The sequence below is a fragment of the Nocardioides halotolerans DSM 19273 genome (genome assembly GCF_000422805.1).
GTDB classification, from domain to species: domain Bacteria; phylum Actinomycetota; class Actinomycetes; order Propionibacteriales; family Nocardioidaceae; genus Nocardioides; species Nocardioides halotolerans.
Genome location: NZ_KE383926.1, coordinates 71,936 through 96,022, shown reverse-complemented (window position 1 = coordinate 96,022; position 24,087 = coordinate 71,936). Strand labels below are relative to the sequence as shown.

Sequence of the window (24,087 nt, the reverse complement as noted above, 5' to 3'; positions counted from 1 at the left end):
ACTGCCTCGCGGCCCAGGGTGTGGAGGTACGCCCCGGAGACATCCTGCTGATCTCGACCGGATGGCTGAGGTGGTACCAGACCCTGTCCGCGGAGCGCCGGGCCGCGTTCCCCCCGGCGAGCAGCTTCGTCACCTCCGGTCTGTCCGCCGACGAGTCGATGGCGCGGCTGCTCTGGGACCTGCACGTCAGCGCCGTGGCCGCCGACAACCCCGCCCTCGAGGCCTACCCCCGCCACGAAGGGCAGTTCCTCCACCACCATCTCCTCAACCTGCTCGGCATCCCCATCGGCGAGCTGTGGGACCTCGACGAGCTCGTGGCCGACTGCCGGGTCTCCGGCACGTGGGACTGCTTGTTGGTGTCCGCGCCGATGGGACTTCGCGGAGGGGCCGGCAGCCCGGCCAACGCGATCGCGATCCGCTGAACCGCGTCCGCGACCGGTCCCCGCCCTCCAGATGCCGCCACCACGAACTGCCGACGAGCGGCCGGAGCAGGAGCCGCCCCACACGCTCGCGATGGCGGCACTCCTCGTCTCGGTAGCGTCCTTCTCCTTGCTCCAGTCCCTCATCGTTCCCGTCCTGGGCACGTTCCAGGACGCCTACGACGCCAGCCCTGGCACCGTCGCGTGGGTGCTCACCGGCTACCTGCTGAGCGCATCGGTGACCACGCCGATCGTCGGGCGGCTCGGGGACATCGTCGGCAAGACCCAGATGCTCATCATCACCCTTGCCATCCTCTCCGGGGGCTCGCTCATCGCGAGTGTGGCGCCATCCATCCACTGGCTCATCGCCGCGAGGGTGCTCCAGGGGCTGGGCGGTGGCGTCCTCCCCCTGACCTACGGCATCGCGCGTGACATGTTCCACCTCCGCTACAGCGGGGCGCTCGCCACTCTCGCGTCGGTCGCCGCGGGCTCCTTCGGGATCGGCATCATCCTGGCCGGGCCGATCGTCGAGCTCGTCGGCTTCCGTGGCCTGTTCCTGGTCCCGATGGCCATGACCACGGCCGCGGGGATCGCGGCCTACCTCCGACTGCCGCGCCCGACGCCCGCCGGTGGCCGGCTGCCGTCGGCAAGGTCCACGGTCCTGCTGACCGCGTCGCTGATCAGCCTCCTGCTGGCCCTGAGCAAGGGGGTCGACTGGGGCTGGGACGCTCCCCGCACCCTGACCGCGGGCGCGCTCAGCGTCGTGGCCGGTGTCCTGTGGGTGCGCTCGGAGCGCAGCGCGTCAACGCCGTTGGTCGACCTGCGACTGATGGGTCGTCGCGGGGTCTGGTCGACGAGCGCGATCGCCGGGCTGGTCGGTTTCAGCACCTTCGCTCTCTACGGGTTCCTGCCGCAGTTCGTCCAAGGAGGCCCGGCAGACGGCTTCGGGTTCGGCGCGAGCATCACCCAGTCGTGCGCGTTCCTGGTCCCGGCGGCGATCACGAGCTTCATCTTCGGCATGGCCGCGCCCCGGCTCGAGCGCAGCCTCGGGGCCCGCCCCGTGATCGTCGGCGGGTGCGCAGTCATCGCGACGTCCCTCTTCTGGCTGACGGCTCGACACACCCAGCCGTGGCAGATCCACACGGCGAGCGCGATGTTCGGGGCCGGCTCGGGCGTGGTGATCGCGTGCATGGCCACGGTCGTGATCTCCTCGGTCCCCAGCGGGCAGAGTGGCGCCGCGGGCGGCCTCAACGCCAACGCCAGGACGCTCGGCGGCTCGGCGGGTGCCGCGGCGATGGCGGCGATCGTCGACTCCTCGGGAGTGGCAGGGCATCCGACGTCCGGCGGCTTCACCGCAGGCTTCGCGATGCTCGGCGTCAGCATGGTCCTGGCCACGGCAGCGGCCTGCGTCCTACCGACACCCCGACGTGGATCGCCAGCCGTGCTGCCGATCGCCTGAGGCGACCTGCTCTCGATGTCCTAGTCGGCGAACCGGTCGAAGCACGAAGGCGCGACGGGCCTGGTTCAGCTCGGGGTGATCGAGCACCTAGGCGCGGGACCGCCGCTGCAAGTAGGAGCTCGGGCGATACCGGTCGTCCCCCGACGCCGCCTGCATCGCACGGAGACGCGCGACCACCGTGGCGGGACCACTGCTGTCGAGCAGCTCGAAGGGCCCGTGCGGATGGTTCATGCCGTACCGCAGGGCGGTGTTCACGTCCTCCACCGTTGCGATCCCCTCCTGCACCACGACGGTCGCCTCGTTGACCAAGCAGTCGCTGAGCCGGTCCGCGACGAGGCCCGGGAGCGCCGGTACAGCGACCGACGGGGCGGCCGTCGCGGACAACACCGCGGTCACGGCCGCCTCACCGCCCAGCCGGGCAACGTCGTCGACGACCCGTTCGGCGAACCAGCCCGGCCCGGCATGGTGGAGATGGACCATGCCGGCGCCCGGCGGCAGGTGGGCCAGCCATACCGCGTCCGAGCTGTCGACGACGACGTCACGGCCCGTCGCGGCGAGCTCGTGCGCGACCCGGACCGAACCGTCGTCGGCGACGTCGGCGGCCACCACCGCCACAGGGTCAGAGCCCGCCCGAGCGATCGAGGCCAATCGGGACGCGCTCGCCCCGACGACGTCGACGCCGCGGCCCGCACCGGGCCCGGGCGGGACGACGGCAGCCGCCTGCCGCTCGCGAGGAGATGTGTCGTCGTCGTAGCGGTAGAACCCGCGTCCGCTGCGCACACCCAGTGCCCCGGCCCGGACCAGCCGCCGGACGTACGGCACCGGTCCGTAGCGGCTGTCACCGAGCTCGGCGTACGCCGAGGTCGAGGAGGCGAGATGGGTGTGCAGCCCGATCCGGTCGAGCAGCTCCAGCGGACCCATCCGATGCCCGTGCACCGCGCGCACGACGGCGTCCACTGACTCCGGCGCGACTCCGAGCGCGACGAGCAGCGCGGCCTCGTGGTAGATCGGCCGGCAGATCCGGTTGACGATGAAGTTGGGCGAGTCCACGCACCGGACCGGCACCTGCCCGAGCTCCTCGACCCACGCGACGGCCTCGTCCACGACGTGGTCGTCGGTCCTGGTGCCCGCGACCACCTCGACGAGCCGCATCCGGGTCGGCGGGTTGAAGAAGTGCAGTCCCACCAGACGCTCCGGGTGAGCGTACGCCTGGCCGAGTACGTCGACGCTGAGCGATGACGTGTTCGTCGCAACGACGAGGTCAGGCCCGGCCAGCCGGCGCACGTCCTCGAGCAGGGCCGCCTTCACGGCAAGGTCCTCGAGCACGACCTCGCACAACAGGTCCACCCGCGGCACGAGGTCGGCGAGGTCCGCCGCGATCGCGACTGCGCACGGTGCCCCGGCCGCGGCGGCCTCCTCGACCAGGGTGTCGCGTCCGGACCGCGTGACCCCGGGGTCGACGTCGAGCACGGTCACGGCGGCGCCGGCCGTCGCGAAGAGCCGGGCGATGCCACGACCCATGGCACCCAGCCCCACGACCCCGACCCTGAGCCCGGCGACCGGTCGGGTCACGAGGCACGCTCCGGCGCGAGGACGAGCCGACCGGTCACGCGACGCTGCTCGAGCAGGCGATGACAGCGTTCCGCCTCTGCGAGCGGCACGACCTCCGCGACGGTGGGGGTGATGATCCTGTCGGCGACCAGGCCGAGCAGCTCGGCGAGACCTGCTGCGGTGACACCGACCGACGAGAGCAGTGCGAGTCCCTTGAGCATGACCAGCCCCGCCGGGATCTTCAGCATGTCGCCCGTGACGTTGCCGAGCAGCACGTGACGCCCACCGGGTCGCAGTGCATGCAGCGCCTCCACGAGGACGACCTCACCGACCGGGTCGAGGACCACGTCGGCCCCACCTCCCGTCAGCTCCTTGACCGCTGCGGCGAACCGACCGTCGGACGCGACCACCACGTGGCTGGCACCGTTGGCCCGGATCGCGTCGGCCTTCTGGGACGACGTCGTCACCGCCACCACCTCGGCACCCAGGTGCGCGGCGAGGCGCACCGCGTGCAGGCCGACGCCACCACCCGCTCCGGTGACCAGCGCGTGCTCGCCGGGCCGGACCCTCGCCACCTGGGACAGCGCCTGCCAGGAGGTGCCGAGGGCGCACGCCGTGATCGCGGCCGCGGTAGGCTCGACACCCTCCGGCACCGGCACGAGAGCCGTCGCCCTGACGATGACCGCGGACGCGTAGCCGCCCGGCGACTCCTCGCCGACGTACCCTCCACCGGCGCGACACAGCACCTCGTCCCCGCGTCGGCACACCTCGCACGCGCCGCAGGGCTGGTTCTGCAGCAGCGCCACCCGACGGCCGACGAGGCCGTCGTCGACACCGGCGCCGACGGCATCCACGACACCGGCGACCTCGTGGCCCAGCACCGCGGGGAACCGCGTGCGGGGGAAGGCCCCACGACGGTTGAGCACGTCGTGGAAGCAGACGCCGCACGCCTCCACGGCCACCCGCACCTCGCCCGATCCCGGTTCCGGATCGGGTAGCTCCGCGAGTTCGAGGTTCTCGGCCGGCCCGGGTTCCCGAGCCACTACGGCACGCACGCCTAGCCTTCGTCGGACGCCGGCTCGCAGACGAAGTCGTCGAGGTCTGCGTGGTTGGTCATGTGCCAGTAGTCGACGAGGCGCCAGGGAGAGTTCGTCACCACGCGACCGCGGCTGTTGCGATACCACGTGTCCATTCCCTGGTGGCTCCAGATCATCCGGCGGTGGGCCGCGTCGACACGCTCGTTGTAGGCGTCGTTGACGTCCTCACGGCACTCGACGGTCGCGATCCCGCGGTCGACCATCTGGGCCAGCAGGTCACGCAGGTAGGTGACCTGGCACTCCAGGATCATGATGTAGCTGCCGCCGTGGCCGAGGTTCGTGTTGGGGCCGTAGGTGAAGAAGAGGTTCGGGAACCCGGGCGTCGAGATGCCGAGGTAGGCGTGAGCGTCCTCCTCGCCCCACACCTTGCGGATGTCCAGGCCGTCCCGGCCGGTGACCTCGAGGTCGTGCAGCATCCGGCGCGCCTCGAAACCGGTGGCCAGCGCGATGGTGTCGGCGGGGTACTCGTCGCCGCCGGCCACCACGCCGCGCTCCGTGACCTCGGTGATGGGATCGGTCACCAGCTCGACGTTGTCGCGGCGGAGCGCGTCGAACCAGCCGTTGTCGAGGAGCATCCGCTTGCCGAAGGGCGGGTACGTCGGCAGCGCCTTGGCCACCAGGTCCTCCCGATCGCCCAGCTTGGTCCGCAGGTACTTGGTGAAGAACTTGCGGTGACCGTCGTTGATGGCGTTGATGGACCGGTCGAGGTGAGGCCAGTCGGGGTCGACCTGCAGTGCCGGATGAGTCTTGTCGTTGAACGTCCACGCGAGGCGGAAGCGGTACCACCTGCGGTAGTAGGGGACGTTCTCCATCAACCAGTGCACCCGCTCGTCGATGGGCTCGAAGTAGTTGTCGCTCGGGGCGACCCACTGGGGAGAGCGCTGGAAGACCGTGAGGCGTCGCGCGTGCGGGGCGACTGCCGGCACGATCTGCATGGCGCTCGCCCCGGAGCCCACCACCGCCACGTCCTGCCCGGCCACGTCGTACCCCTCCGGCCAGCGGGCAGAGTGGAACACCTCGCCGTGGAAGCGGTCGAGTCCCGGGATGTCGGGCACCTGGGGGACGTTGAGCTGCCCGACCGCGGTCACGACGGCGTCCGCGGCGTACGTCCGCTCGCCGTTGGCCGCGGACGCGTGCACGGTCCACTGCCGGGCGTCGGCATCCCAGACCGCGCTGGTCGCTCGTACGCCGAGCTCGATCGCGCCCTCGACCCCGAACTCCCTCGCGGCGTCCTCGAGGTAGCCGAGCACCTCGTCGCGCCTGGCGAAGTAGCTGCTCCACGACCGGTCGAAGAGCGTGTAGGAGTAGAGGTAGCTCGGCGTGTCCACGCCGGCGCCGGGATAGCGATTGTCGAGCCACGTGCCTCCGATGTGGTCACGCTGCTCGATCACCTGGACGGAGTAGCCGTCATGGTTCAGCTCGCGGGCCAGGAGGAGACCGGACACACCGGCCCCGACGACCAGCACGTGGAACCTCGACCGCGCCTCGCGTGCCCAATCGTCGGCCGGGTGGTCAGGTCGCGGCGCGAAGCCGAGCTCCTGGGCCATCATGGGCTCGAACTCAGCGGTCACCGGCTCGCCCATGCATACGCTCATCATCTCGACGAGCAGGTCGCCGCGAGGGGCCGGGACCGCGGCCGGACGGCCGGCTCGGTAGGCACCGATGATCTTGACCGCCGCGGCGTGGATCTCGGCCTGCACCTCGGCGGAGAACCCCCCGCTGTCGTGGTCACCGAGCCCGCGCGTGCGGGTGGGGCGGTAGGGGTCCTCCAGCCAGCGGTGGTCACCGCTGAGCTGGAACATCACCAGGAGCAGGCTCGGTAGGTTGGCACGCTCAACCGCTGCTGCGAGTCGCGGATCGATCGCCGTGCCGTCCCCTGACTCCAGGTCGTCCAGCACGGCCACCTCCCCTGATCGAGCGCTCCCAGCGCCCGATTCCGTATGCGGACACCGCGTCCGCTCTCGCTCGATCCGCATCCTAGCCCACGGATAGAGCGCTCGCTACAATCAGTTCATGGCAGTCGACGAACTGGGAACACGACTGGTCGACCCGCTCCTCCACTGGCTCGAGGAAGACCCTGCCCGCACCTTCCTGCGGACTCCGGAGCGGACGTGGAGCTACGAGGAGCTGTGGGCGGAGTGCCGCCGGATCGCTGGCGGCCTGGAGAGCCTTGGCGTCGCCCCGGGCGACCGCGTCGCGCTGCTGCTCGACAACCACGCGGACTTCGTAGCCACGTGGTTCGGCACCGTGCACCTCGGCGCCGTGATGGTCCCCGTCAACACCGCCTTCCACGGAGCGTCACTGTCCTACGTCCTCGGACAATCGGGCGCCACGACCGTCGTGACCGAGCACCAGTACCTCGATCGCGTGGATGCGGTTCGTGCCGAGCTGCCCGACCTGCGGACCGTCGTCGTGCGCGGTGGGCCGGCCGATGCACCTGGTCACCCGATGCTCACCGAGCTTGCCGGAGAACCCACTGCTCGCCACGGAGCAGGCGGCGATCCCGCGGCGATCGTCTACACGTCCGGCACCACCGGCCGATCCAAGGGCGTGGTGATCCCGCACCGTTACTACCTGCAGATGGCGCGGACGAACGGTCGCGCGATGCGACTGACGCGCGACGACGTCTACTACACGTGCCTACCGCTTTTCCACGGGATGGCGCAGCTCTCCGGGACGATGGGGCCCCTGCTGGCGGGCGGCCAGGTCGTCGTGGTGCCGCGGTTCTCGGTGTCGCGCTTCTGGACCGACTGCCGCGACCACGCCGTCACTGGCTTCGGAGCCATCGCAGCCATGACGAGCATGCTGTTCAAGCAGGCGCCCGACGCCCGGGACCGAGACCACCGGGTACGTTTCGCGTTCGCCGTGGCCGTCCCCGCCTCGATCGAAGCCGCCTTCGAGCGCCGCTTCGGCGTGCGGCTGATCAACGGGTTCGGGATGACCGAAGCGGGGCAGATGACCTACATGCCGTACGACGCACCGCGACCCGGGACCTGCGGCAAGCCGGTCGACCTCTACCAGCTCGAGATCCATGATCCGGCCGACCATCCCCTGCCGCCCGGTGAGGTGGGGGAGATCGTTGTCCGGCCCACGGCGCCCTCCGTCACCATGTCCGGCTACCACGACATGCCGGAGCAGACGCTGTCCAGCTGGCGCAACCTCTGGCTGCACACCGGAGACCTCGGCCGGCTGGACCAGGACGGCTACCTCTACTTCGTCGACCGCAACAAGGATGCGATCCGGCGCCGCGGCGAGAACATCAGCTCCCTCGAGGTCGAGGCGGCCCTGCTGCAGCACGACGACATCCTCGAGGTCGCTGCGTACCCGGTCCCGAGCGAGCTGGGCGAGGACGACGTGATGGTCGCCGTGGTCTCCCGTCCAGGCCTGACCGCCGCGGGGCTGTGGACCCACTGCCGCGCGGTCCTCCCATCGTTCGCGGTGCCGCGCTACGTCCGGTTCGTGGACGCGCTGCCCAAGACGCCGACGCAGAAGGTCGAGAAGTACCGCCTGCGAGCCGAGGCGGTCACCGGCGACACCGCCGACGCGAGCGGCTGAGCCTGCGTCAGCAGCGCTCGAGCAGCGTCGCGGTGCCGAGCCCGCCGCCGCAGCACATCGTGACCAGCCCAGTGGTCCGGTCCGTGCGCTCCAGCTCGGAGAGCACGGTGACGGCCAGCCGCACCCCTGTGGCGCCGACCGGGTGCCCCAGCGCGATGGCGCCGCCGTTCACGTTGAGCCGGTCCTCCATGCCCGGGAACTCGCGCGACCACGCCAGGACGACGCTCGCGAACGCCTCGTTGACCTCGACGAGGTCGAGGTCGGACCTGGCACGGCCGCTGCGCTCAAGGATCCTCTGAGTGGCCGGGATGGGGCCGGTGAGCTTGATGACCGGGTCGACGGCGACCAGCGCCTGGGCGGCTACCCGGGCCCGGGGCAGCAACCCCCGCGCGCGAGCCCACTCCTCGTCAGCCACGACCACCGCGGCCGCGCCGTCGGAGATCTGGGAGGAGCTGCCTGCCGTCAGACGACCGCCCTCGCGGAAGGCCGCGCGCAGACCGGCAAGGCCCTCGGCCGTCGACGCGCGGATGCCTTCGTCGGCGGTGACGGCGCTCCCGTCGACTCCGGGCAGCACCATCAGCTCGCGGTCGAACCGTCCCTCGTCCCGCGCGCGGGCAGCACGCTGCTGCGAAAGCAGCGCGAAGCCGTCGCACTCCTCGCGCGTGATCGACCACTGGTCGGCGATCCGCTCGGCGGACTCTCCCTGGTGGACCACCTCCCAGCGCTCGCGGTAGCTCTCGCTGAGCGGGTCGCCCGGACCCTGCTTCGAAGCGCTGCCCAGCGGCACGCGACTCATGGACTCCACACCACCCACCAGGACGGCGCGGGCGGCGCCGGCTTCGACGAGCGCGGCCGCGAGGTTGAGAGCCTGCTGGCTGGATCCGCACTGGGCGTCGATCGTGCTCCCCGGCAGCTCGGCCGGGAGCCCCGCGGCGAGGCTCGCGGTCCGCGCGATGTTGTAGCCCTGCTCGCCCGCCTGCGTCACGCATCCGGCCAGCACCTGGTCGAGCTCAGCCGGGTCGACGCCGGCTCGCGCCACAGCCTCCACGAGGACCGCGCCCAAGAGATCGGCCGGGTGGTGCGCGGCCAGGACGCCGTCGCGGCGGCCGATCGGCGTACGGCAACCTCCGAGAAGGACGGCGGTCACGACGCGCCCGCCTGTCGTGCGTTCGCCCGCCGCGCGGCCACCGCCTTGCCGACCGCGGCGATCCGCTCTAGCGCGACCTCGTGGGTCGGCCCGCCCGGGTGCCGCAGGTGGAGGACGACCGCATCTCCGCCGGTCCGCGCGGCGACGTCGACGACCGTGTCCGCGACCGTCTCTGGTGAGCCTACGACGAAGCGGTCAGCCGCGAGCTCCTCGTAGCTGTCGACGTCCTCGGTGAACGCACCCCGCTTGCGGTAGTAGCCGAAGACCGGGGTCACGAGGTCCGCGAACGCGCCGTGGGCACGGTCGTCGTCGTTGTCGACCCAGGCCTCGCGCATCACCACCACAGGGCCGGCCGTCGTGCCGAGCTCCTCAACCGCCGCGCGGTACGCATCCGCCATGCCTGCTACCTCGGTCACCGTCCGGATGGGATCGGCGACCCAGCCGCCGGCCCAGCGGGCCGCGCGTCGCACACCGGCCCCGGACCAGCTGCCCAGCCAGACCGGAGGTCCGCCGGGCGTCCGGGGTGGCGGCCGCAGGCGTACCCCGTCGAGATCGAGACGCCCGCCGTGGTGGTTGACGTCAGGCTCGTTGAAGAGCTGGCGGAGGACTTCGAGCCACTCCTCCATCACCGGGCCACGCTCTGCGAGATCGACGCCGAACGGCGCGAGGTCGGCAGGCTGATAGCCGGCTCCGACCCCAAGCACGAAACGACCATCCGAGAGGTGGTCGAGCATCGTCGCGGTCTCGGCGACGTGCAGCGGATGATGCGCAGGCAGCACCAGCACGCCGGTGGCCACCCGGATCCGCGAGGTGCGGGCCAGTAGATGGGCCGCGACCACCAGCGGTGCGCAGTAGCCGACGCGGGGACCTTGGTGGTGCTCAGGGACGAAGGCGAGGTCGAAGCCGGCGGCCTCGGCGGCCTCCACCTCCTCTACCAGCTCCTCGAGCAGTGCCGACACGGTAGGGGCCCCGGACGTCAGGGGAAGGGCAAGACCGAGCGCGAACGTCATCCGGCCCTCTCGACGTCCCCGATGGCGAGCAGCTCGGCGTAGGCCGCTTGGACGTGGGCTCGCTCTTCCGGCGTCCGGGTGGGTGCCGAGAAGGCGATCCGGCCCTCCGACAGCACGAGGCACCGATCCGCGACCCGGGTCGCCTCAGCCACGTTCTGCTCGGCCACGACGATCGCCTGACCCTCGGCGGCGAGGTCACGGAAGACGTCGAAGACCGCCCTTACCATCATCGGCGCGAGGCCGAGGGATGGCTCGTCGATCAGCAGTACGCGCGGCCCGCTGCGCAGTGCGCGACCCACGGCCAGCATCTGCTGCTCGCCGCCGGAGAGCTTCCCGGCCGCGGAGCTCAGCCGCTCGGCGAGCCGAGGGAAGAGAGTGAGCACGGCCTCGACGCTGTGACTGTCACGCCCGGTGAACCCACCAGCGGTGAGGTTCTCCTCCACTGTCAGTCCGGGGAAGAGCCGGCGACCCTCTGGCGCCAGAACGAGCCCGCGGCGCGCCCGCCGCTCGGTGCGGAGCCTGGTCACGTCGTCGCCGGCGAGGCGCACCGCCCCGCTGCGGGTCTCGAGAAGGCCACAGATGGACTTGAAGAGTGTGGTCTTGCCGGCGCCGTTCGGCCCGAGCACGCAGACGACCTCGGCCGGCTGCACCTCGAAGCTCACCCCGGCCAGAACGGGCTCGACGACATAGCCGGCGACCAGGTCGTCGATCTCCAGAGCAGCGGTCACGTCTCCACCCCCAGGTAGGCCTTGATGACCTCAGGATGCTTCTGCACCTCGCCGGACGCCCCGCTCGTGACCACTTTGCCGGAGTCGAGGACGGTGATCCTGCTGCAGACGCTGAAGACCAGCGGCACGTCGTGCTCGATGAGCACGATGGTCGTGTCCAGCTCGGACTGTGCCGAACGGAGCACGTCGACCAGCTTCGCCCGGTCGTCGGCCGGCAGGCCTGCTGCCGGCTCATCTGAGAGCAGGACCTTCGGACGGGTGAGCAGGGCACGGACGGTGTCGGCCACCTTGAGCACGGGGTAAGGCGCTTGGCTGCAGAGCACGTCCAGCCAGGTCTCCAGCTCCATCTCGGCCAGCACCCCCGCAGCCCACTGCTCGTGGGGCGTGGCTCCGGTGCTGGCCCGCGAGCGAGCGAACCGCCGTGACATGTCGAGGTTCTCGCCCACGGTCAGCCGACCGGCCAGTTGGGGGTGCTGGAAGGTCCGCGCCAGTCCACGTCGCGCAATGTGCTGTGGCCGCGACCCGGTCACGTCCTCGCCAGCCAGCAGAACCCGCCCGGAGGTGGGTCGCTGCTCCCCGGCCACCACGTTGACCAAGGTCGACTTGCCCGCGCCGTTGGGCCCGATCAGCCCGTGGATCTCGCCCTCGGCGACGCGGAGGCTCACGTCGTCGAGCGCGCGCACGCCCCCGAACTGGACCGAGACGCTGAGCGCCTCGACGGCCGAGGTCCTGGAGGGCTGCACGACACCATCTTCCTGCGTCATCACTGCTGCCTTGTCCTGGTCCTCGGCCGTCTTGGCGGTCATTGGTCGGTTTCCGGTGCGTGTCAGCTGGCGCCGGTCGGCATGTCGGCCGCGTCCTGGACGACGCTCCAAGCGCCGTCCTTCCACTGGATCACGTACGACTGGGTCGGACCGTTGTGGGCCTTGTCGGTGTACTCCAGCTGGGGGATCACGCCGACCTGGGTGGAGCCAAGGCTGTCGAGCGCCTTCATGTAGGCGTCCTGCGTCGGTGCGTCGCCGTCCTCCGTCATCTTCTCGAAGCCGGCGAGGAACACCTGGCAGGCGGCGTAGCCGTTCAGCGGGAGACCGCTCGGGGCCACGTCCGGGAAGTACTTCTTCAGCGCATCCTGGTAGGCCTTGATCTCCGGGGTGTCGGCGAAGAACGGCTCCAGGTAGTAGTTGAAGTACGTCCCGTCGAGGGTCGCAGGGTCGAGCTTCATGACGTCGTCAGAGGCGTTGAAGTACGCACCCAACCACGGGACGTCGACGCCTGCCGCCATGGTGGCAGCCTTCCCCTTCACCAGCGCGGTCGGGTAGCCCCAGGCGATGACGGCGTCGGGGTTCGCCTCGGCCAGCTTGTTGCCCATCGGCGTGTAGTCGGTGTCGGTGCCCGTCTGCGGCACGTCCGCGACCAGCTCGGCCCCGAGGCTCTCGACGTAGTCCTTCATCGCATCGTGGCTGGACTGGCCGACGTCGTCGTTCTGGTAGAGGAGCCCGATCCGCTCTGCACCGAGCGTCTCCACGGCGTACTTCGCGAGGAACATGGCCTGGTAGCTGTACGGCGGGATGGTCGGGTAGATGTTGTCGTAGAAGTGCCCGACGAACGGATCGCCCGACATCCCGGGGTGGTACGGCGTCCCGCTCTTCTCTACGTAGGGCAGGACCGCCTGGTTGGACGGCGAGCCGGGTCCCCAGAGCAGCGCGAACACCGACTTGCCCTCGACCAGCGAGCGCGTCTCCTGCAGGGCGCGCGTCGGGTCGCCCGCGGTGTCGTTCGCCTTGAACTCGAACTTCCAGCCGTTGACGCCACCGGCGTCGTTGGACGCCTTCAGGCAGGCCTCGACCGCCTGCGACGTCTGGTTCTGGGAGGCGAACGGTCCCGAGGCCAGTCGCCATGCGCCGACCGTGACCGTCTTGCTCTTGGTGTCGACGCCAGGAGCGGCGCTTCCCCCGGCCGAGCCGCCTCCGCCGCCACCATCGTCGCCGCAGGCGACCAGGCCGATCGCAGCAAGCGCAACGACGGCTACAGCCCTCAACCGAGACCGCTTCAACCGTTCCATTTCAGACCCTCCTTGACGGGATTTCCGAGACTGTATCGAACGCTCGCTCCAATGAGAAGAAGTTGCAAGCGTTTGCTTTTGGTGACCTCTCAGACCGCCGGGCGCGCGCAGGCACGCAGACTCCCGGGGTGCCGGATCCCGCTCAACTGTGGGCTTTCCGGCACCCGTGGCCGACGACGCAACGGTCGTCGAGAAGGCGGGTCGTGGAGTCAGGCCGGGGCTGGCACCTCCGAGCGCGGAGGCTCGGCCGTTCGCATTGACGGCGGTGTGCGCCGTCGCCGCAACACGTCCAAGGTCGACATGTCCTTGGGCAAGAGGAAGAGCGCAGCGATCATCGCCACCCCGAACAGTGCGGTCGAGAGCTCGGCTTGGGTCTTGAAGAACACAGGGACGAGCACGATCAGCGCAGACCCCCACAGCGAGCCGATCGTCGACCCGCTCACCACCGTGCCGACGAACAGGAGCAGGGCGAGCTCGAGCGTGAACGAGGTCGGCGTGGCGATACCTGCCTGCAGCGCGCTCAGTGAACCGGCCAGTCCACCGAGGGCGCATCCAGCGGTGATGATTCCGACCTGCCACCAGTAGGGCGACAGTCCGACGGTAGCCGCCGCCCGTGGGGCGTCGCTCACCAGCACCATGCGCCGGCCCCACCGGGAGTTTCGGAAGAGCACCAAGGCGACGAGGACGATGAGCGCGACGACCGCGCACATGTAGTACATCTGGTCGAAGGTCAGGAACTCCTCGCCCCACGTCGGCGTGCTGACCAGCTTGCCGTTCGCGCCCTCGGTCAGGCTCGTCCAGTTGTACGCCGCCTCGGGCAGCGCGAGCCCGAGCGCGAGAGTCATGGCGGCGAAGTAGGCGCCGCGCAGCCGCGCACTCGGGATCGCCATGACGAATGCGAGCGCGGCGGAGCCGAGCAGGACCACGACCAGCGCAAGCGGCCACCGTCCGGGGTCGTCGGCGACGACCCACGCCGTCAGGTAGGCGCCGAAGCCCATGAAGGCGTTCTGCGCCAAGGAGAACTGGTGTGCGTAGCACATGATCAGGGAGAGGCCGGCGACCGCAACGAAGGTGACCATCCACTGCGTCAGCGACAGCTGCCAGGCGACTCCTGCCAGCTGCGGTGCCAGGAGGACCACGACGAAGCCTGCCGCGATGAGCACCCACTGCGGCGCGTGTCCGCGCAGCGCCCGGGCGCGAACGAGGTCGACGCCGCGGCCGCCCCGACGCTGCAGAGCCGCCCAGGCCGCCGCCAGCCGGCCTTGGCGTTCGCCCTCACCGGATCCGACCTCGTGGTCCTCTTCCTCGCCGAGGAGGCCGTACGGGCGCAGCCACAGGAAGCCGAGTATGACGGCGTACAGGATCAGGTTCCGAAACTGCAGCGAGACGTAGCTCGCGCCGAAGTTGAGCGTGCTTGCAACGATGAGACCGCCGACCGCCGCACCGGAGAACGAGCTGAAGCCACCGATCACCGCTGCGGCGAACGCCGTGATCAGGATGATGTTCATGCTCGTGGGACTCAGGAAGATCAATGGGGCCAGGAGCGAGCCGGCCAGTCCAGCCAGGGCACCACCCAAGGCCCAGGACAGCGACCGCACGGCCACGACGTTGACCCCGACGAGCCGCGCGGCGACGGGATCCTCGAAGGTGACTCGCGCCTGGAGACCGAGCTTGGTCCGGAGCAGCACCAGGGACAGCGCGGCGACCACCGCGGCGCTCACGACAACCACGGCAACGCCGTACGTCGGGACCGTACCGCCGAGGATGCTCACGGTGTCGCCCTCGAACGGCGGTGGGATGGTGCGCTCCTCGGTGCCCCAGATCTTGACGATCGCGAACTGCAGGACCAGCGAGACGCCGAATGTCGCGATCACCAGCTCGAGCGCAGACCGTTGGTACATCCTCGAAAGCAGGAGGCGCTCCATCGACCACCCGATCGCGGCACCGATGAGGACGGCGGCGATCACGCCGATGACGAAGGACTGCTCCCATCGCACGATCACCTGGTAGGCGAAGTAGCCGCAGAAGCCGGAGATGAGCCCATGGGCGAAGTTGAAGACACGGGTGGTCTTGTAGACCGCCACCAGCCCGAGTGCGGTGATCGTGTAGAGCGCACCGCTGATGATCGAGTTGAGGATGATGCTGCTCACGGGGCCTCCAGGGTGCGGGCGATGATCATTCGCTGGATCTCCGACGTCCCGGTCCCGATGGTCTCCAGGTGGGCGTCGGCGACGTATCGGCCGATGGGGAAATCGGCGGTGAGCCCGTAGCTGCCGTGGACCTGCATGGTCTCCGTGGCGATGTTGCGCGCGTTCTCGGTGGCGACGAGCTTGGCGACGGAGGCCTCGCGGCTGAACGGCAGGGCAGCGTCGGCGCGGGCCGCCGCTCGGTAGACGAGCAGCTGCGAGACGTCGATGGCGACTGCCATGTCGGCGAGCTTGAAGGCGACGGCCTGGAACTCCCGGATCGGCTTGCCGAACTGGCGTCGTTCGCCGGCGTAACGGTTCGCCGCCTCGAAGCAGGCCCGCGAGAGCCCCAACGCCCGCGAGGCGTGGATGACCCGCTCCCCGTCGAAGGTCGACATCAGCTTGACGAACCCGTTGAGGTCCCCGCCCACCAGGGCCTCCGCGGGCACGACGGCGTCGCGGAAGGTCAGCTCGGCGGTGTCCGAGGACCGGACCGACGTCTTGTCCATCTTGGTGACGTCGACCAGGCCGGGGTTGGACCTCTCGACGATGAAGAGGCCGATGCCGCGATGGCCCAGGTCAGCGTCGACCACGGCGGCGACGACGTAGAAGTCGGCCAGGGTGCCGTTGGTGATGTAGAGCTTGCTGCCGCTGATGGCGAAGCCGTCCTCGACCCTGCGCGCCCGGGCACGCAGCGCCCGGACATCGGACCCGGCCTCCGGCTCGGTCACCGCGAGCGAGCCGACGAGGTCACCACGAGCGAGCGCGGGCAGCAGTTCCGAGCGCTGCATGTCGGTACCGAACAACCGGAGGACGGTCGGGACGACGGTGAGCTGGACGATGAGCGAGGTCGCGAAGCCCGAGCAGACGCGCGCCGTCTCCTCGACCAGGACCGCGGCCGCCGAGAGGCCGCCCTCCGATCCGCCGAGGTCGACCGGAGTCGAGAAGCCGAGCATGTCCTGGCTCCCCCACTCCTTGAACAGCTCGCGGGGAAAGTCCTGGGAGCGCTCCGCCTCATCCACCAGGGGCCGGACCCGACGCTCGGTGAAGTCACGAGCGAGCCGCCGGAAGTCCTCCAGCTCTGGTGATGGGGCGTATGGCTCAGTCACTGTCCACTTCCTCGTCAGGCCGGCTCGAAGCGGAGCAGGGTCACGTCGTCGTTCACGTCGTCGTACACCGCGCGGACCGGCATGTCGACGTCGACGGAGTCGAGCTCGTCGGTCTCCACCGTCGACACCAGGCGCGGGCCCTCGTCGAGCTCGACCACGGCGTAGACGTACGGCACGTCGTTGGCGAAGGCAGCGAACGGCGCTCGGTGGATCACGGTGTAGGTGTACACGTGGCCCGTGCCGGCCATCTCCTCCCACGCGAGCTCGGTGCTCCCGCAGCTCCGGCAACCGCTGCGCGGATAGAACTGCAGCTCGTGGCAGCTGGAGCAGCGCTGCATGAGGAGCCTGTGCTCCTGCAGGCCCTCCCAGTACGGCGCCGAGTCCTTCGACGGCGTGGGGAGTGGCTTGACGTTCACGTCGAGGTCGGCCACGACGCACCTTCCTTCCTGAGCTCACCGAGTCGGTCGATCCTGGTCCGAAGCGTCTCGAGCTCGAGCTCGGACGGGAGCAGCGTCGTCGGGGTGTCGGCCGGGACGTCGATGTCGAATCCCGTCGCCGCGCGGACGTGGTCCGGAGTGACACCGGGGTGCAGGGTCTTGCCTCGCATCCTCCGGGTCTCCGGCTCGAAGTCGAACACGCCGAGAGGGCTGAGGCAGCTGGCCGGCCCACCGCGCAGCCCCAGGCGGTCGCGCGCGCCCGGCGTCCCGTCGATCCAGCCGGGCGCACTGACGAAGTCGCACTCCTCGACGAACACCGACGGGTCGTGGCGGTTCACCAGGATGTTGAACGACGCTGCGACGGCGGTCACCGACGGGGTGCCCACCGAGCCCGCCCCCCGGAAGGCGAACCCGCCGTCCTCGTCCCTGCGACCCAGCAGGTTGCTGTTGCCGTACGGGTCGACCTGGAGCGCGCCCACGAAGAACCCGCGCCAGCCTGCGATCTTGCGCATGTTCCCGAAGATGTCCTCGACGATCCGGTAGTGCTCTGCCCATCGCGACCCACGCCAGTCGGTGACGAAGGAGAATCGGTCGATCACCGGGATGTGGTGGAGGTTGGTGGTCGTCATCGAGATCAGCATGCGGGTGTTCGGACCGTGCAGCAGGTGGCCGAGCAGCGTCCCGGCGCGGATCGCGGGCAGTGCGGCGCCCACGAACGCCGCACCGCCGTCCTCGATCTCCCGGGAGACCAGGCAGGCGAGGAACTCGTCGTAGCTGCACTCGTCCTGGCCGACTCGGCGTGAGTCGTCAGTCGTGATCGTCACAGCGGACTCTCCTGGAGGTCGAAGAAGCGGCGGAGCCCCAGGCGGTCGAGGTAGTCGAGCTCGTCGCCGCACTCGTGCACGTTCTCCCGGAGCCACCCCTCCAGCTCTTCGCCACCGGCCCTCGCCGCGGCGGCGTAGTCCTGGATCGCCGGGACGTCCTCCACGTAGAAGCCCGGACTGGCGTAGGGGTGTGCTCCGCCAGGGCTGCGCACCACGACGTCCGCGTCCGGCAGGGTCGTGAACCACGGCGCGCGGCGCACCGCCTCGTTGCTGATCACCTGCTCGACCGAGACCACGGTGACGTCGGCCGCTGCCGCCAGCAGACGGTCGTCGAAGCCGGTGCCGACGTGCTGGATGTTGCCGTACGGGTCGGCGTAGGCGGCGTGGAGGATCGTGACGTCGAGCGGCGTCGCGCGGACCGCCAGCACCGGGGGCCCGCCGTAGGGGTCGTCGACCACGGTCAGGCCGGGGTTCAGGTCGACGAGCGCCGTGCCCACTCCGCCACGCCACGTGGCGTAGGGAAGAAGCTGGGCGGCGGCGCGCAGCCCCTGGCAGAAGATGCCCTCGTCGACCTCTCGCACCTCGATGTACCCGGCCTGCACCGCCCGGCGGTACGCCGGACCGATCGGCGCGACTCGCTCGCCCCCCACGTAGCTGCTCGTGACCGAGCGGACGCAGCCGGCAGCGATCAGCAGGTCGACGTCGAGCGCGGCCATCGGACCGGCGACAACGTCGAGGTCGCGGAGACCGCGACGGACGATCTCCCGGATGAGCGACATCGGGTGGCTCGACGTGCCGAGCCCACCGATGCCGAGCGCCATGCCCGAGTCGATCCTGTCGACGGCCTCGGAGACCGAGGCGAGCACCGAACGACGTGCGGTCACAGGCCGAGCCCCTTCGCGATGATGTCCCGCTGGATGTCGCTGGCCCCGCCGCCGATCTCGTACATCTTGGCGTCGCGGAAGTGCCGCTGGACGACCTTGTCGAGGGTGTAGCCCCGCCCGCCCTGCAGCTGCACGGCCTGGTGGGCGACCGTCATGTAGGTCTCGGTGCCGGTGAGCTTCGCGATCGACGCGTCGACCTGGACAGAGACACCCTCGACCATGCCGCGCGCCACCAGCATGGTGGACAGCTCGGCAGCGTCGATCGACATGGCGAGGTCGGCCACCCTGTGGCGCACCGCTTGGAACCGCCCGAGCGGCTGGCCGAACTGCTCGCGTCCCTTGAGGAACTCCACGGTTCGCTCGAGGAGGAGGCGCGAGGCGCCGGTGCCGATGGCGGCGGTGGCCATCCGTTCGAGATCGAGCCCTGCCAGCAGCACCTTCCACCCGTCACCGGCGCCGCCGACCACGTCCGCGGCCGGCACCCGGACGCCGTCGAGGTGGACGGCCGCGGTGCCGGTCGCGCGCACCCCGAGCGTGGACAGGCGGTCCACGGTCAGGCCTGGGGCGTCGGTGGGCACGACGAGGGCGGTGACCCCGTCACGTTTGCGAGTGCCAGGGAGCCGGGCGAAGACCAGCACGGCGTCCGCGACGTCCGCCCCTGTGGCGTAGAGCTTCTCGCCGGTCACGCGGAAGTCGTCGCCGTCTGGGGTGGCGACCGTGGCAAGGGATCCGACGTCGCTCCCCGCGCCGGGCTCCGAGGCGCCGAACGCCATGTGCAGCGCACCGCTCGCGAACCTCGGCAGCCAACGCTGCTTCTGCTCCTCAGAGGCGTACTTGACCAGGGCGGTCACGCAGAGCGACTCGCGCACCACGAGGTTGGCGAAGTCGGGGAACGCCCGCCCTGCCTCCTGGAAGAGGATCGCCAGGCCGACGGCGTCCTCGCCCCGGCCGCCGTACTCACGCGGGACGAAGGTGGCCAGCACCCCGTGCTCCCCCGCCGCCCGGTACAGCTCGGCGGGAAACCGCTCGCCCTCGTCGCAGGCCGCGACGTAGTCCTCCGTGCAGTGCGCGGCGAAGAAGGCACGGAACTCCTCCCGGAGCGCCGTCTCGCGCTCGTCGGCGACGAACCTCATCGGAGGGCCCCGTCCTGTTCTCCGGCCGCGCGTGCGGTCGGCTCGGGATGCGCGGGAGCCGATCGGACCGCGCCGGCCTCGCGGTCCCACGTGCCGGGTTCGACACCCCTCGCGCGGAGCCGGAACTTCTCGATCTTGCCCGTCTGGGTGCGGGGCAGCGTGTCGGCCAGGTTCCAGTAGCGCGGCACCATGTAGCGCGGCATCTGCTCGGCACAAAAGCCGGCGAGCTCCTCCAGGTCGAGCAACGTCCCCTCCACCGGGGTGACCACCACCATGACGTCCTCCTCGGACAGGGCCGACGGCACACCGAAGGCCGCGCACTCCGCCACCGACGGGTGTCGGACCACCACCGTCTCGATCTCCCAGGAGGAGATGTTCTCTCCCCGCCGCCGGATCGCGTCCTTCTTGCGGTCGACGAAGGTGTGGTAGCCGTCCTCGTCGCGTCGTCCGAGGTCGCCGGTGTGGAACCACAGGTTGCGGAAGGCGGACGTCGTGGCCTCCGGCATCTTGTAGTAGCCGGCGAGCATGGAGAACGGCCGGTGCGGGCGGGTCGCGATCTCGCCGACCTCGCCGACCTCGACCTCGATGTCGTCCTGGTCGACCAGCAGCACGTCGAACTGGTCGCCGAGGGTTCCGCACGTGCCCACACGCACGTCGTCGAGCGGGTTCCACAGCACGACGTTCGCCTCGCTGGATCCGTAGATCTCGACGAACTGCAGGCCGAACCGGCGCTCGAAGTCGGGAAGGATCGATGGCGGTGCCGGCGCCCCGAAGGCGCGACGCAGGGGGTTGTCGAGGTCGTCCGGCTTCGCCGCCGCGGCGTGGAGCAGGCTGATCGTCGAGCCCATCATGTTGGAGGTCGTGGCCCCCACCCGCCGCACGTCGTCCCAGAACCGCGAGACGCTGAACCGCTCCGCCAGCGCCAGAGTGCCGTCGTTCAGCAAGGCCGGCATGGTGGCGAAGTACTGGGCCAGGGTGTGGAACAGCGGGTAGCAGCAGTAGTGGGTCTCGCCCGGCCGGAACGCGAGGTAGCGCGTGGTGTCCTCTGCCCAGGCGATGGGGCAGCCGTGGGGAAGCATCACGCCCTTGGGTGGCCCGGTGGTGCCTGAGGTGTACATGACGGCAGCGAGGTCGCCGGGCGTCACGGCGGGCAGCGACGCGAGGTCGACCGGCGTCGCGGCTACCGCGGAGAAGTCGACCTGGTCCGCATCGAGCGTGCCGTCGGGCTGGCGCACGACCAGGGTCTCCACGAGCGAGAGCTGGTCGCGCACCTCGGCCAGCAGCGGTAGAAGCGTCGAGTCCACCACCACGACCCTGGCCTCGGAGTGGCCGACGATATAGGCCAGCCCGTCGCGGCGGTACTCGGTGTTGACCGGCACCTCGACCGCGCCGGCCAGGTTGATCCCGAACCAGGTCCGTAGGAAGTCCACGGAGTTCTCCATGAGAACCGCGACGTGGTCACCCTTGCGGACACCGAGCGCCGCGAGCCCGGCAGCGAGCGCGGCGGCCTCCTCGAACAGCTGCGCGTGGCCGACCTGCTCGTCGTGGAACACCACCGCCGGACGGTCGCCGTTGCGCCTGGCCTGCCGCTCCAGGAACCCGGGAATCGTGCGCTCGGCCCCGACGAGCGGTTCGCGGGCGTCCACTCAGACCACCTTCCGGTCGACGAGCTCGGACACCTCGTCGGGGGACAGGCCGATCTCGGCCAGCACCTCCGTGGTGTGCTCGCCGATACGGGGAGCGCGTCGATGGTCGCCGGCGCCGAGGTGGGTCCACGGAGTCGACAGCTGGCGCTCGGTCCGGTCACCGTCCATTGGCACCTCCACCACGAGCTCACGCTCCGCGAAGTGCTCGGAGTCGAGTGCCTCCTCGACGGTGAGCACCGGCATGAAGCAGGTGTCCTCGCCGGCGAACAGCTCTTCCCACTCCGCGCGGGTGCGCTTCGCGAACTCACCGGCCAGCTGCTCCCGCAGCCAGTCGGCCCCCTCGTCACGGTCGACGTGGTGCTCGACCAGGTCGGGCCGGCCGAGCAGCTCACAGGTCCGGGCCCAGAACTTCTCCTCGTAGTCGCCGACGGTGACGTGCCCGTCCCGTGCGGCGTACACGCCGTACGAGCCGACTCCTCCGCTGAGCAGCTGTCGGCCCGGCTCGAACGCCGTCCTGCCGACCAGCCACTCGGGGGCGTGGTTGGCCAGGCCGAAGGTGCTGCCGTCGAGCATCGAGACGTCGAGGTAGCGGCCACACCCGGTGCCGACCCGGCCGACCAGTGCCGCCAGCACGGCGACCGCGGCCGTCACACCGCCTCCCCACACGTCCGCCACCTGGGGACCCAGCGCCGCAGGTGCGCCTCCCGGAGCGGTCATGGAGAGCAGCCCGGACGCTGCCAGGTAGTTGAGGTCATGACCGGGGCGTCGCACGTAGGGGCCGGTCTGGCCGTAGCCGGACACCGAGCAGTAGACGAGCTTCGGGTTGTCCCGGCTGAGCTCGTCGTAGCCGGCGCCGATCCGGTCGGCCACCCCGGGACGGAAGCTCTCGACCACCACGTCGACGCCGGCGGCCAGTCGTCGGAGCACGTCGGGCCCGTCGGGGTGCTTGAGGTCGAGCGTGACCGACCTCTTGTTGCGGTTGGAGCCGGAGAACATCGCCCCGAACTCGTCGGAGTACGGCGGGATCCAGCGCATGTAGTCGCCATGTCCGGGCTCCTCGACCTTGACCACGTCGGCGCCGAGGTCGGCGAGGACGAGCGTGCAGGCACCGCCGGGCAGCAGCCTCGACAGGTCCAGCACCCGCACCCCGCTGAGCGGCCCCGATCGCGTCATGACCTGAGGACCCCCGTCGGGTCGACGCGCGTCCTCAGCACCTCGAGCTCCTCGTCGCTCGGGGCGGGCGTCTCGGGAACGTCGTCGGGCACCACCAGCTCGAAACCGGTGGCGGCCACGACCTCGTCCACGGACACGCCGGGGTTCGTCGACTTCAGCCGCATCCGCTTCGTCTCGGGCTCGAAGTCCATGACGCACAAGGGGGTGTAGCAGTAGCGCGGGCCGCCGCCGGGGATCTTCCACCGCTCCCGGGTGCCGGGCCCCTCGCCCCAGCCCAGGGCGGTCACGTAGTCGACCTTGGGCACGAAGATCCGCGGCGTGTGCGTCTGGCTGTAGAGGTAGTAGCGGTTGGTGAACGCCGCCATGTTGCCCGTGCCCACGCCTCCCGGGCCTCGAAACTTCAGGCGCTTGTAGTCCTCGCCGATGCCCAGCAGGTTCGAGTTGCCGTACTGGTCGATCTGGATCCCACCCACGAAGAAGATCCAGTTCGCGCGAGCCTTCATGTTGAGGAAGCCGTCGTCGTGGGCCCAGTAGGACTCGCCCCACTGTGCGGCGCGCCAGTCGGTGATGAACTCGAACGGCCGCAGCTCTGGCACGTCCACCAGGTTCGCCCGGGTCCACGAGAGCAGCACCAACTGGTTCGGGCCGCGCATGAGGTGGGACATGAGCACCGCCGCCCGCGGTACCGGCAGATTGGCCCCCACCGGCACGCCGAGGCCGTCCTCGAGGTCGCGGCCCATGATGCAGGCCATCAGCTCCTTGGTCGTGAAGTCGGCCATCAGAACTCGTTCAGCCCGAAGATGCGGCGAGCCCCGATGCGCTGGAGGTAGTCCATATGGTCCTCTGGTTGGTGGATGTAGGTGTCCAGGAAGGCATCGACCGCCGAGCGGTCGTCGTGCGCGCGCCACACCTCGGCCGCCGCGACGTACTCCTTGAGCAGCGGGACGTCCTCGAGGTACCAGCCGACGCTGGAGAACGGGTGAGCACCGAACGGCGCCCGCACGACCGCATCGACGAGCGGGATCGAGGTCTTCTCGGGGGCGCGGCGAAGCTCTTCGTTGGAGATGACCTTCTCGACCGAGACGATCACGTGGTCCGACGCGCGAGCGATGGCCCGGTCTCCGAACCCGCTGCCGACGTGCTGGATGTTGCCGTAGGGGTCGGCCGCGCCGGCGTGGAGGAGTGCGATGTCAGGAGAGACCGCCGGCACCGCGAGCAGGGGCTCACCCGCAACCGGGTCGTCGAAGAGGACGAGGTCCGGGTTCACCTCCGGGAAGGAGGTGCCGACCAGTGCGCGCCAGGGGAGGAACGGCAGCCGTTGCGCCGCTGCGTTGAGCGCGCAGTAGTACATGGCCTCGTCGATCTCCCAGACGTCGATCTCGCCGTTCTCGACACAGCGCCGGAAGGCCGGCCCGATCCCGACGATGGTCTCGCCACCGACGTAGGGGCTGATGACCTTCTTGACGCACCCGGCGGCGATGAGCATGTCGACCTCGAGGCCGGAGGTTGCCGCGCCCACGATGGTGAGGTCCTTCGGCCGGCGCCGGATGACCTCGCGCACGAGGCTCATCGGGTGGCCGGAGTTGGCGAAGCCTCCGATGGCGACGGTCATCCCGTCCTGGAGCCCGGCAAGGGCCGACGGTTCGTCGGTCACCACGACGGTACGG

The 24,087-nt window shown here is 70.3% G+C and carries 21 protein-coding genes; 3 read left to right on the top strand and 18 right to left on the bottom strand.

All coding sequences use genetic code 11. The features are described 5' to 3' along the window. The first annotated feature begins 20 nt into the window (after positions 1 to 20). Both G514_RS28420 and G514_RS28415 read left to right on the top strand, forming a co-directional pair. Positions 21 to 422: a cyclase family protein gene (locus G514_RS28420; protein ID WP_051248094.1), complete on the top strand. Its 402-nt coding sequence runs from the start codon at positions 21 to 23 to the stop codon at positions 420 to 422. A 31-nt stretch (positions 423 to 453) separates the two neighbouring features. Next, positions 454 to 1,878 carry an MFS transporter gene (locus G514_RS28415; protein ID WP_084152319.1) on the top strand — a complete coding sequence of 475 codons (1,425 nt, stop codon included), beginning with the start codon at positions 454 to 456 and terminating at the stop codon, positions 1,876 to 1,878. Between the two features lie 87 nt (positions 1,879 to 1,965). On the opposite strand, the gene G514_RS0122195 is transcribed toward G514_RS28415, so the two are convergent. The 3 genes from G514_RS0122195 to G514_RS0122185 form a co-directional block, all read right to left on the bottom strand. After that, positions 1,966 to 3,450 (bottom strand): 3-hydroxyacyl-CoA dehydrogenase NAD-binding domain-containing protein, encoded by a 1,485-nt coding sequence (locus G514_RS0122195; RefSeq protein ID WP_028653535.1) that lies wholly within the window; start codon positions 3,448 to 3,450, stop codon positions 1,966 to 1,968. Then, positions 3,447 to 4,397: an alcohol dehydrogenase catalytic domain-containing protein gene (locus G514_RS0122190; protein ID WP_169576545.1), complete on the bottom strand. Its 951-nt coding sequence runs from the start codon at positions 4,395 to 4,397 to the stop codon at positions 3,447 to 3,449. Before G514_RS0122190 ends, G514_RS0122195 begins: the two co-directional genes overlap by 4 nt. 89 nt (positions 4,398 to 4,486) lie before the next feature. Beyond that, a complete protein-coding gene (locus G514_RS0122185) occupies positions 4,487 to 6,328 on the bottom strand; it encodes a flavin-containing monooxygenase (RefSeq protein ID WP_245582314.1) in 1,842 nt (613 codons plus the stop codon). Positions 6,329 to 6,539: 211 nt separating this feature from the next. Here G514_RS0122185 and G514_RS28410 point away from each other — a divergent pair, with 211 nt between their 5' ends. After that, complete coding sequence (locus tag G514_RS28410; protein ID WP_051248088.1) at positions 6,540 to 8,081, top strand: AMP-binding protein; 1,542 nt, start codon at positions 6,540 to 6,542, stop codon at positions 8,079 to 8,081. 7 nt (positions 8,082 to 8,088) lie between these two features. Here the strand turns inward: G514_RS28410 and G514_RS0122175 are convergent, their stop codons facing one another. The 15 genes from G514_RS0122175 to G514_RS28375 all read right to left on the bottom strand — a co-directional run bounded on the left by G514_RS0122175 (position 8,089) and on the right by G514_RS28375 (position 24,077). After that, positions 8,089 to 9,228 (bottom strand): thiolase family protein, encoded by a 1,140-nt coding sequence (locus G514_RS0122175; protein WP_028653532.1) that lies wholly within the window; start codon positions 9,226 to 9,228, stop codon positions 8,089 to 8,091. Next, entirely contained in the window at positions 9,225 to 10,238 is a 1,014-nt protein-coding gene (locus G514_RS29605; RefSeq protein ID WP_084152316.1) for an LLM class flavin-dependent oxidoreductase, read from the bottom strand. Before G514_RS29605 ends, G514_RS0122175 begins: the two co-directional genes overlap by 4 nt. Next, the gene (locus tag G514_RS0122165; protein ID WP_211222209.1) at positions 10,235 to 10,966 is read right to left on the bottom strand and encodes an ABC transporter ATP-binding protein; all 732 of its coding nucleotides are present in this window, start codon (positions 10,964 to 10,966) and stop codon (positions 10,235 to 10,237) included. The genes G514_RS29605 and G514_RS0122165 overlap by 4 nt, the downstream gene beginning before the upstream one ends. Then, the gene (locus tag G514_RS0122160; protein ID WP_084152315.1) at positions 10,963 to 11,772 is read right to left on the bottom strand and encodes an ABC transporter ATP-binding protein; all 810 of its coding nucleotides are present in this window, start codon (positions 11,770 to 11,772) and stop codon (positions 10,963 to 10,965) included. The genes G514_RS0122165 and G514_RS0122160 overlap by 4 nt, the downstream gene beginning before the upstream one ends. A gap of 20 nt (positions 11,773 to 11,792) precedes the next feature. After that, a complete protein-coding gene (locus G514_RS0122155) occupies positions 11,793 to 13,004 on the bottom strand; it encodes an ABC transporter substrate-binding protein (protein ID WP_028653529.1) in 1,212 nt (403 codons plus the stop codon). Positions 13,005 to 13,237: 233 nt separating this feature from the next. Further along, positions 13,238 to 15,178, bottom strand: coding sequence for an ABC transporter permease (locus G514_RS0122150; protein ID WP_028653528.1), 1,941 nt, complete (start codon positions 15,176 to 15,178; stop codon positions 13,238 to 13,240). Next, positions 15,175 to 16,323, bottom strand: a complete 1,149-nt coding sequence (locus tag G514_RS0122145; RefSeq protein ID WP_169576543.1) for an acyl-CoA dehydrogenase family protein — start codon at positions 16,321 to 16,323, stop codon at positions 15,175 to 15,177. The genes G514_RS0122150 and G514_RS0122145 overlap by 4 nt, the downstream gene beginning before the upstream one ends. Before the next feature lie 14 nt (positions 16,324 to 16,337). Beyond that, positions 16,338 to 16,754 carry a Zn-ribbon domain-containing OB-fold protein gene (locus tag G514_RS0122140; protein ID WP_084152312.1) on the bottom strand — a complete coding sequence of 139 codons (417 nt, stop codon included), beginning with the start codon at positions 16,752 to 16,754 and terminating at the stop codon, positions 16,338 to 16,340. Further along, the gene (locus tag G514_RS29600) at positions 16,736 to 17,584 is read right to left on the bottom strand and encodes a hypothetical protein (RefSeq protein WP_051248082.1); all 849 of its coding nucleotides are present in this window, start codon (positions 17,582 to 17,584) and stop codon (positions 16,736 to 16,738) included. Before G514_RS29600 ends, G514_RS0122140 begins: the two co-directional genes overlap by 19 nt. Beyond that, a complete protein-coding gene (locus G514_RS28395; protein ID WP_157545135.1) occupies positions 17,581 to 18,468 on the bottom strand; it encodes a CoA transferase subunit A in 888 nt (295 codons plus the stop codon). The genes G514_RS29600 and G514_RS28395 overlap by 4 nt, the downstream gene beginning before the upstream one ends. Further along, entirely contained in the window at positions 18,465 to 19,601 is a 1,137-nt protein-coding gene (locus G514_RS28390) for an acyl-CoA dehydrogenase family protein (RefSeq protein WP_051248078.1), read from the bottom strand. Before G514_RS28390 ends, G514_RS28395 begins: the two co-directional genes overlap by 4 nt. Then, entirely contained in the window at positions 19,598 to 21,247 is a 1,650-nt protein-coding gene (locus tag G514_RS28385; RefSeq protein WP_051248076.1) for an AMP-binding protein, read from the bottom strand. Before G514_RS28385 ends, G514_RS28390 begins: the two co-directional genes overlap by 4 nt. Then, the gene (locus G514_RS0122115; RefSeq protein WP_028653525.1) at positions 21,248 to 22,420 is read right to left on the bottom strand and encodes a CaiB/BaiF CoA transferase family protein; all 1,173 of its coding nucleotides are present in this window, start codon (positions 22,418 to 22,420) and stop codon (positions 21,248 to 21,250) included. Next, positions 22,417 to 23,199: a CoA-transferase gene (locus G514_RS29595; RefSeq protein ID WP_051248074.1), complete on the bottom strand. Its 783-nt coding sequence runs from the start codon at positions 23,197 to 23,199 to the stop codon at positions 22,417 to 22,419. The genes G514_RS0122115 and G514_RS29595 overlap by 4 nt, the downstream gene beginning before the upstream one ends. Next, positions 23,199 to 24,077, bottom strand: coding sequence for a CoA transferase subunit A (locus G514_RS28375; RefSeq protein ID WP_157545132.1), 879 nt, complete (start codon positions 24,075 to 24,077; stop codon positions 23,199 to 23,201). The genes G514_RS29595 and G514_RS28375 overlap by 1 nt, the downstream gene beginning before the upstream one ends. Between the last annotated feature and the right edge of the window lie 10 nt (positions 24,078 to 24,087).

Coding starts and splice junctions, on each gene's coding strand:
- G514_RS28415 (WP_084152319.1), top strand. CDS start 454: ATGCCGCCACCACGAACTGCCGACGAGCGGCCGGAGCAGGAGCCGCCC.
- G514_RS0122185 (WP_245582314.1), bottom strand. CDS start 6,328: ATGTTCCAGCTCAGCGGTGACCACCGCTGGCTGGAGGACCCCTACCGC.
- G514_RS28410 (WP_051248088.1), top strand. CDS start 6,540: ATGGCAGTCGACGAACTGGGAACACGACTGGTCGACCCGCTCCTCCAC.
- G514_RS29605 (WP_084152316.1), bottom strand. CDS start 10,238: ATGACGTTCGCGCTCGGTCTTGCCCTTCCCCTGACGTCCGGGGCCCCT.
- G514_RS0122160 (WP_084152315.1), bottom strand. CDS start 11,772: ATGACCGCCAAGACGGCCGAGGACCAGGACAAGGCAGCAGTGATGACG.
- G514_RS28390 (WP_051248078.1), bottom strand. CDS start 19,601: ATGAGGTTCGTCGCCGACGAGCGCGAGACGGCGCTCCGGGAGGAGTTC.
- G514_RS0122115 (WP_028653525.1), bottom strand. CDS start 22,420: ATGACGCGATCGGGGCCGCTCAGCGGGGTGCGGGTGCTGGACCTGTCG.
- G514_RS29595 (WP_051248074.1), bottom strand. CDS start 23,199: ATGGCCGACTTCACGACCAAGGAGCTGATGGCCTGCATCATGGGCCGC.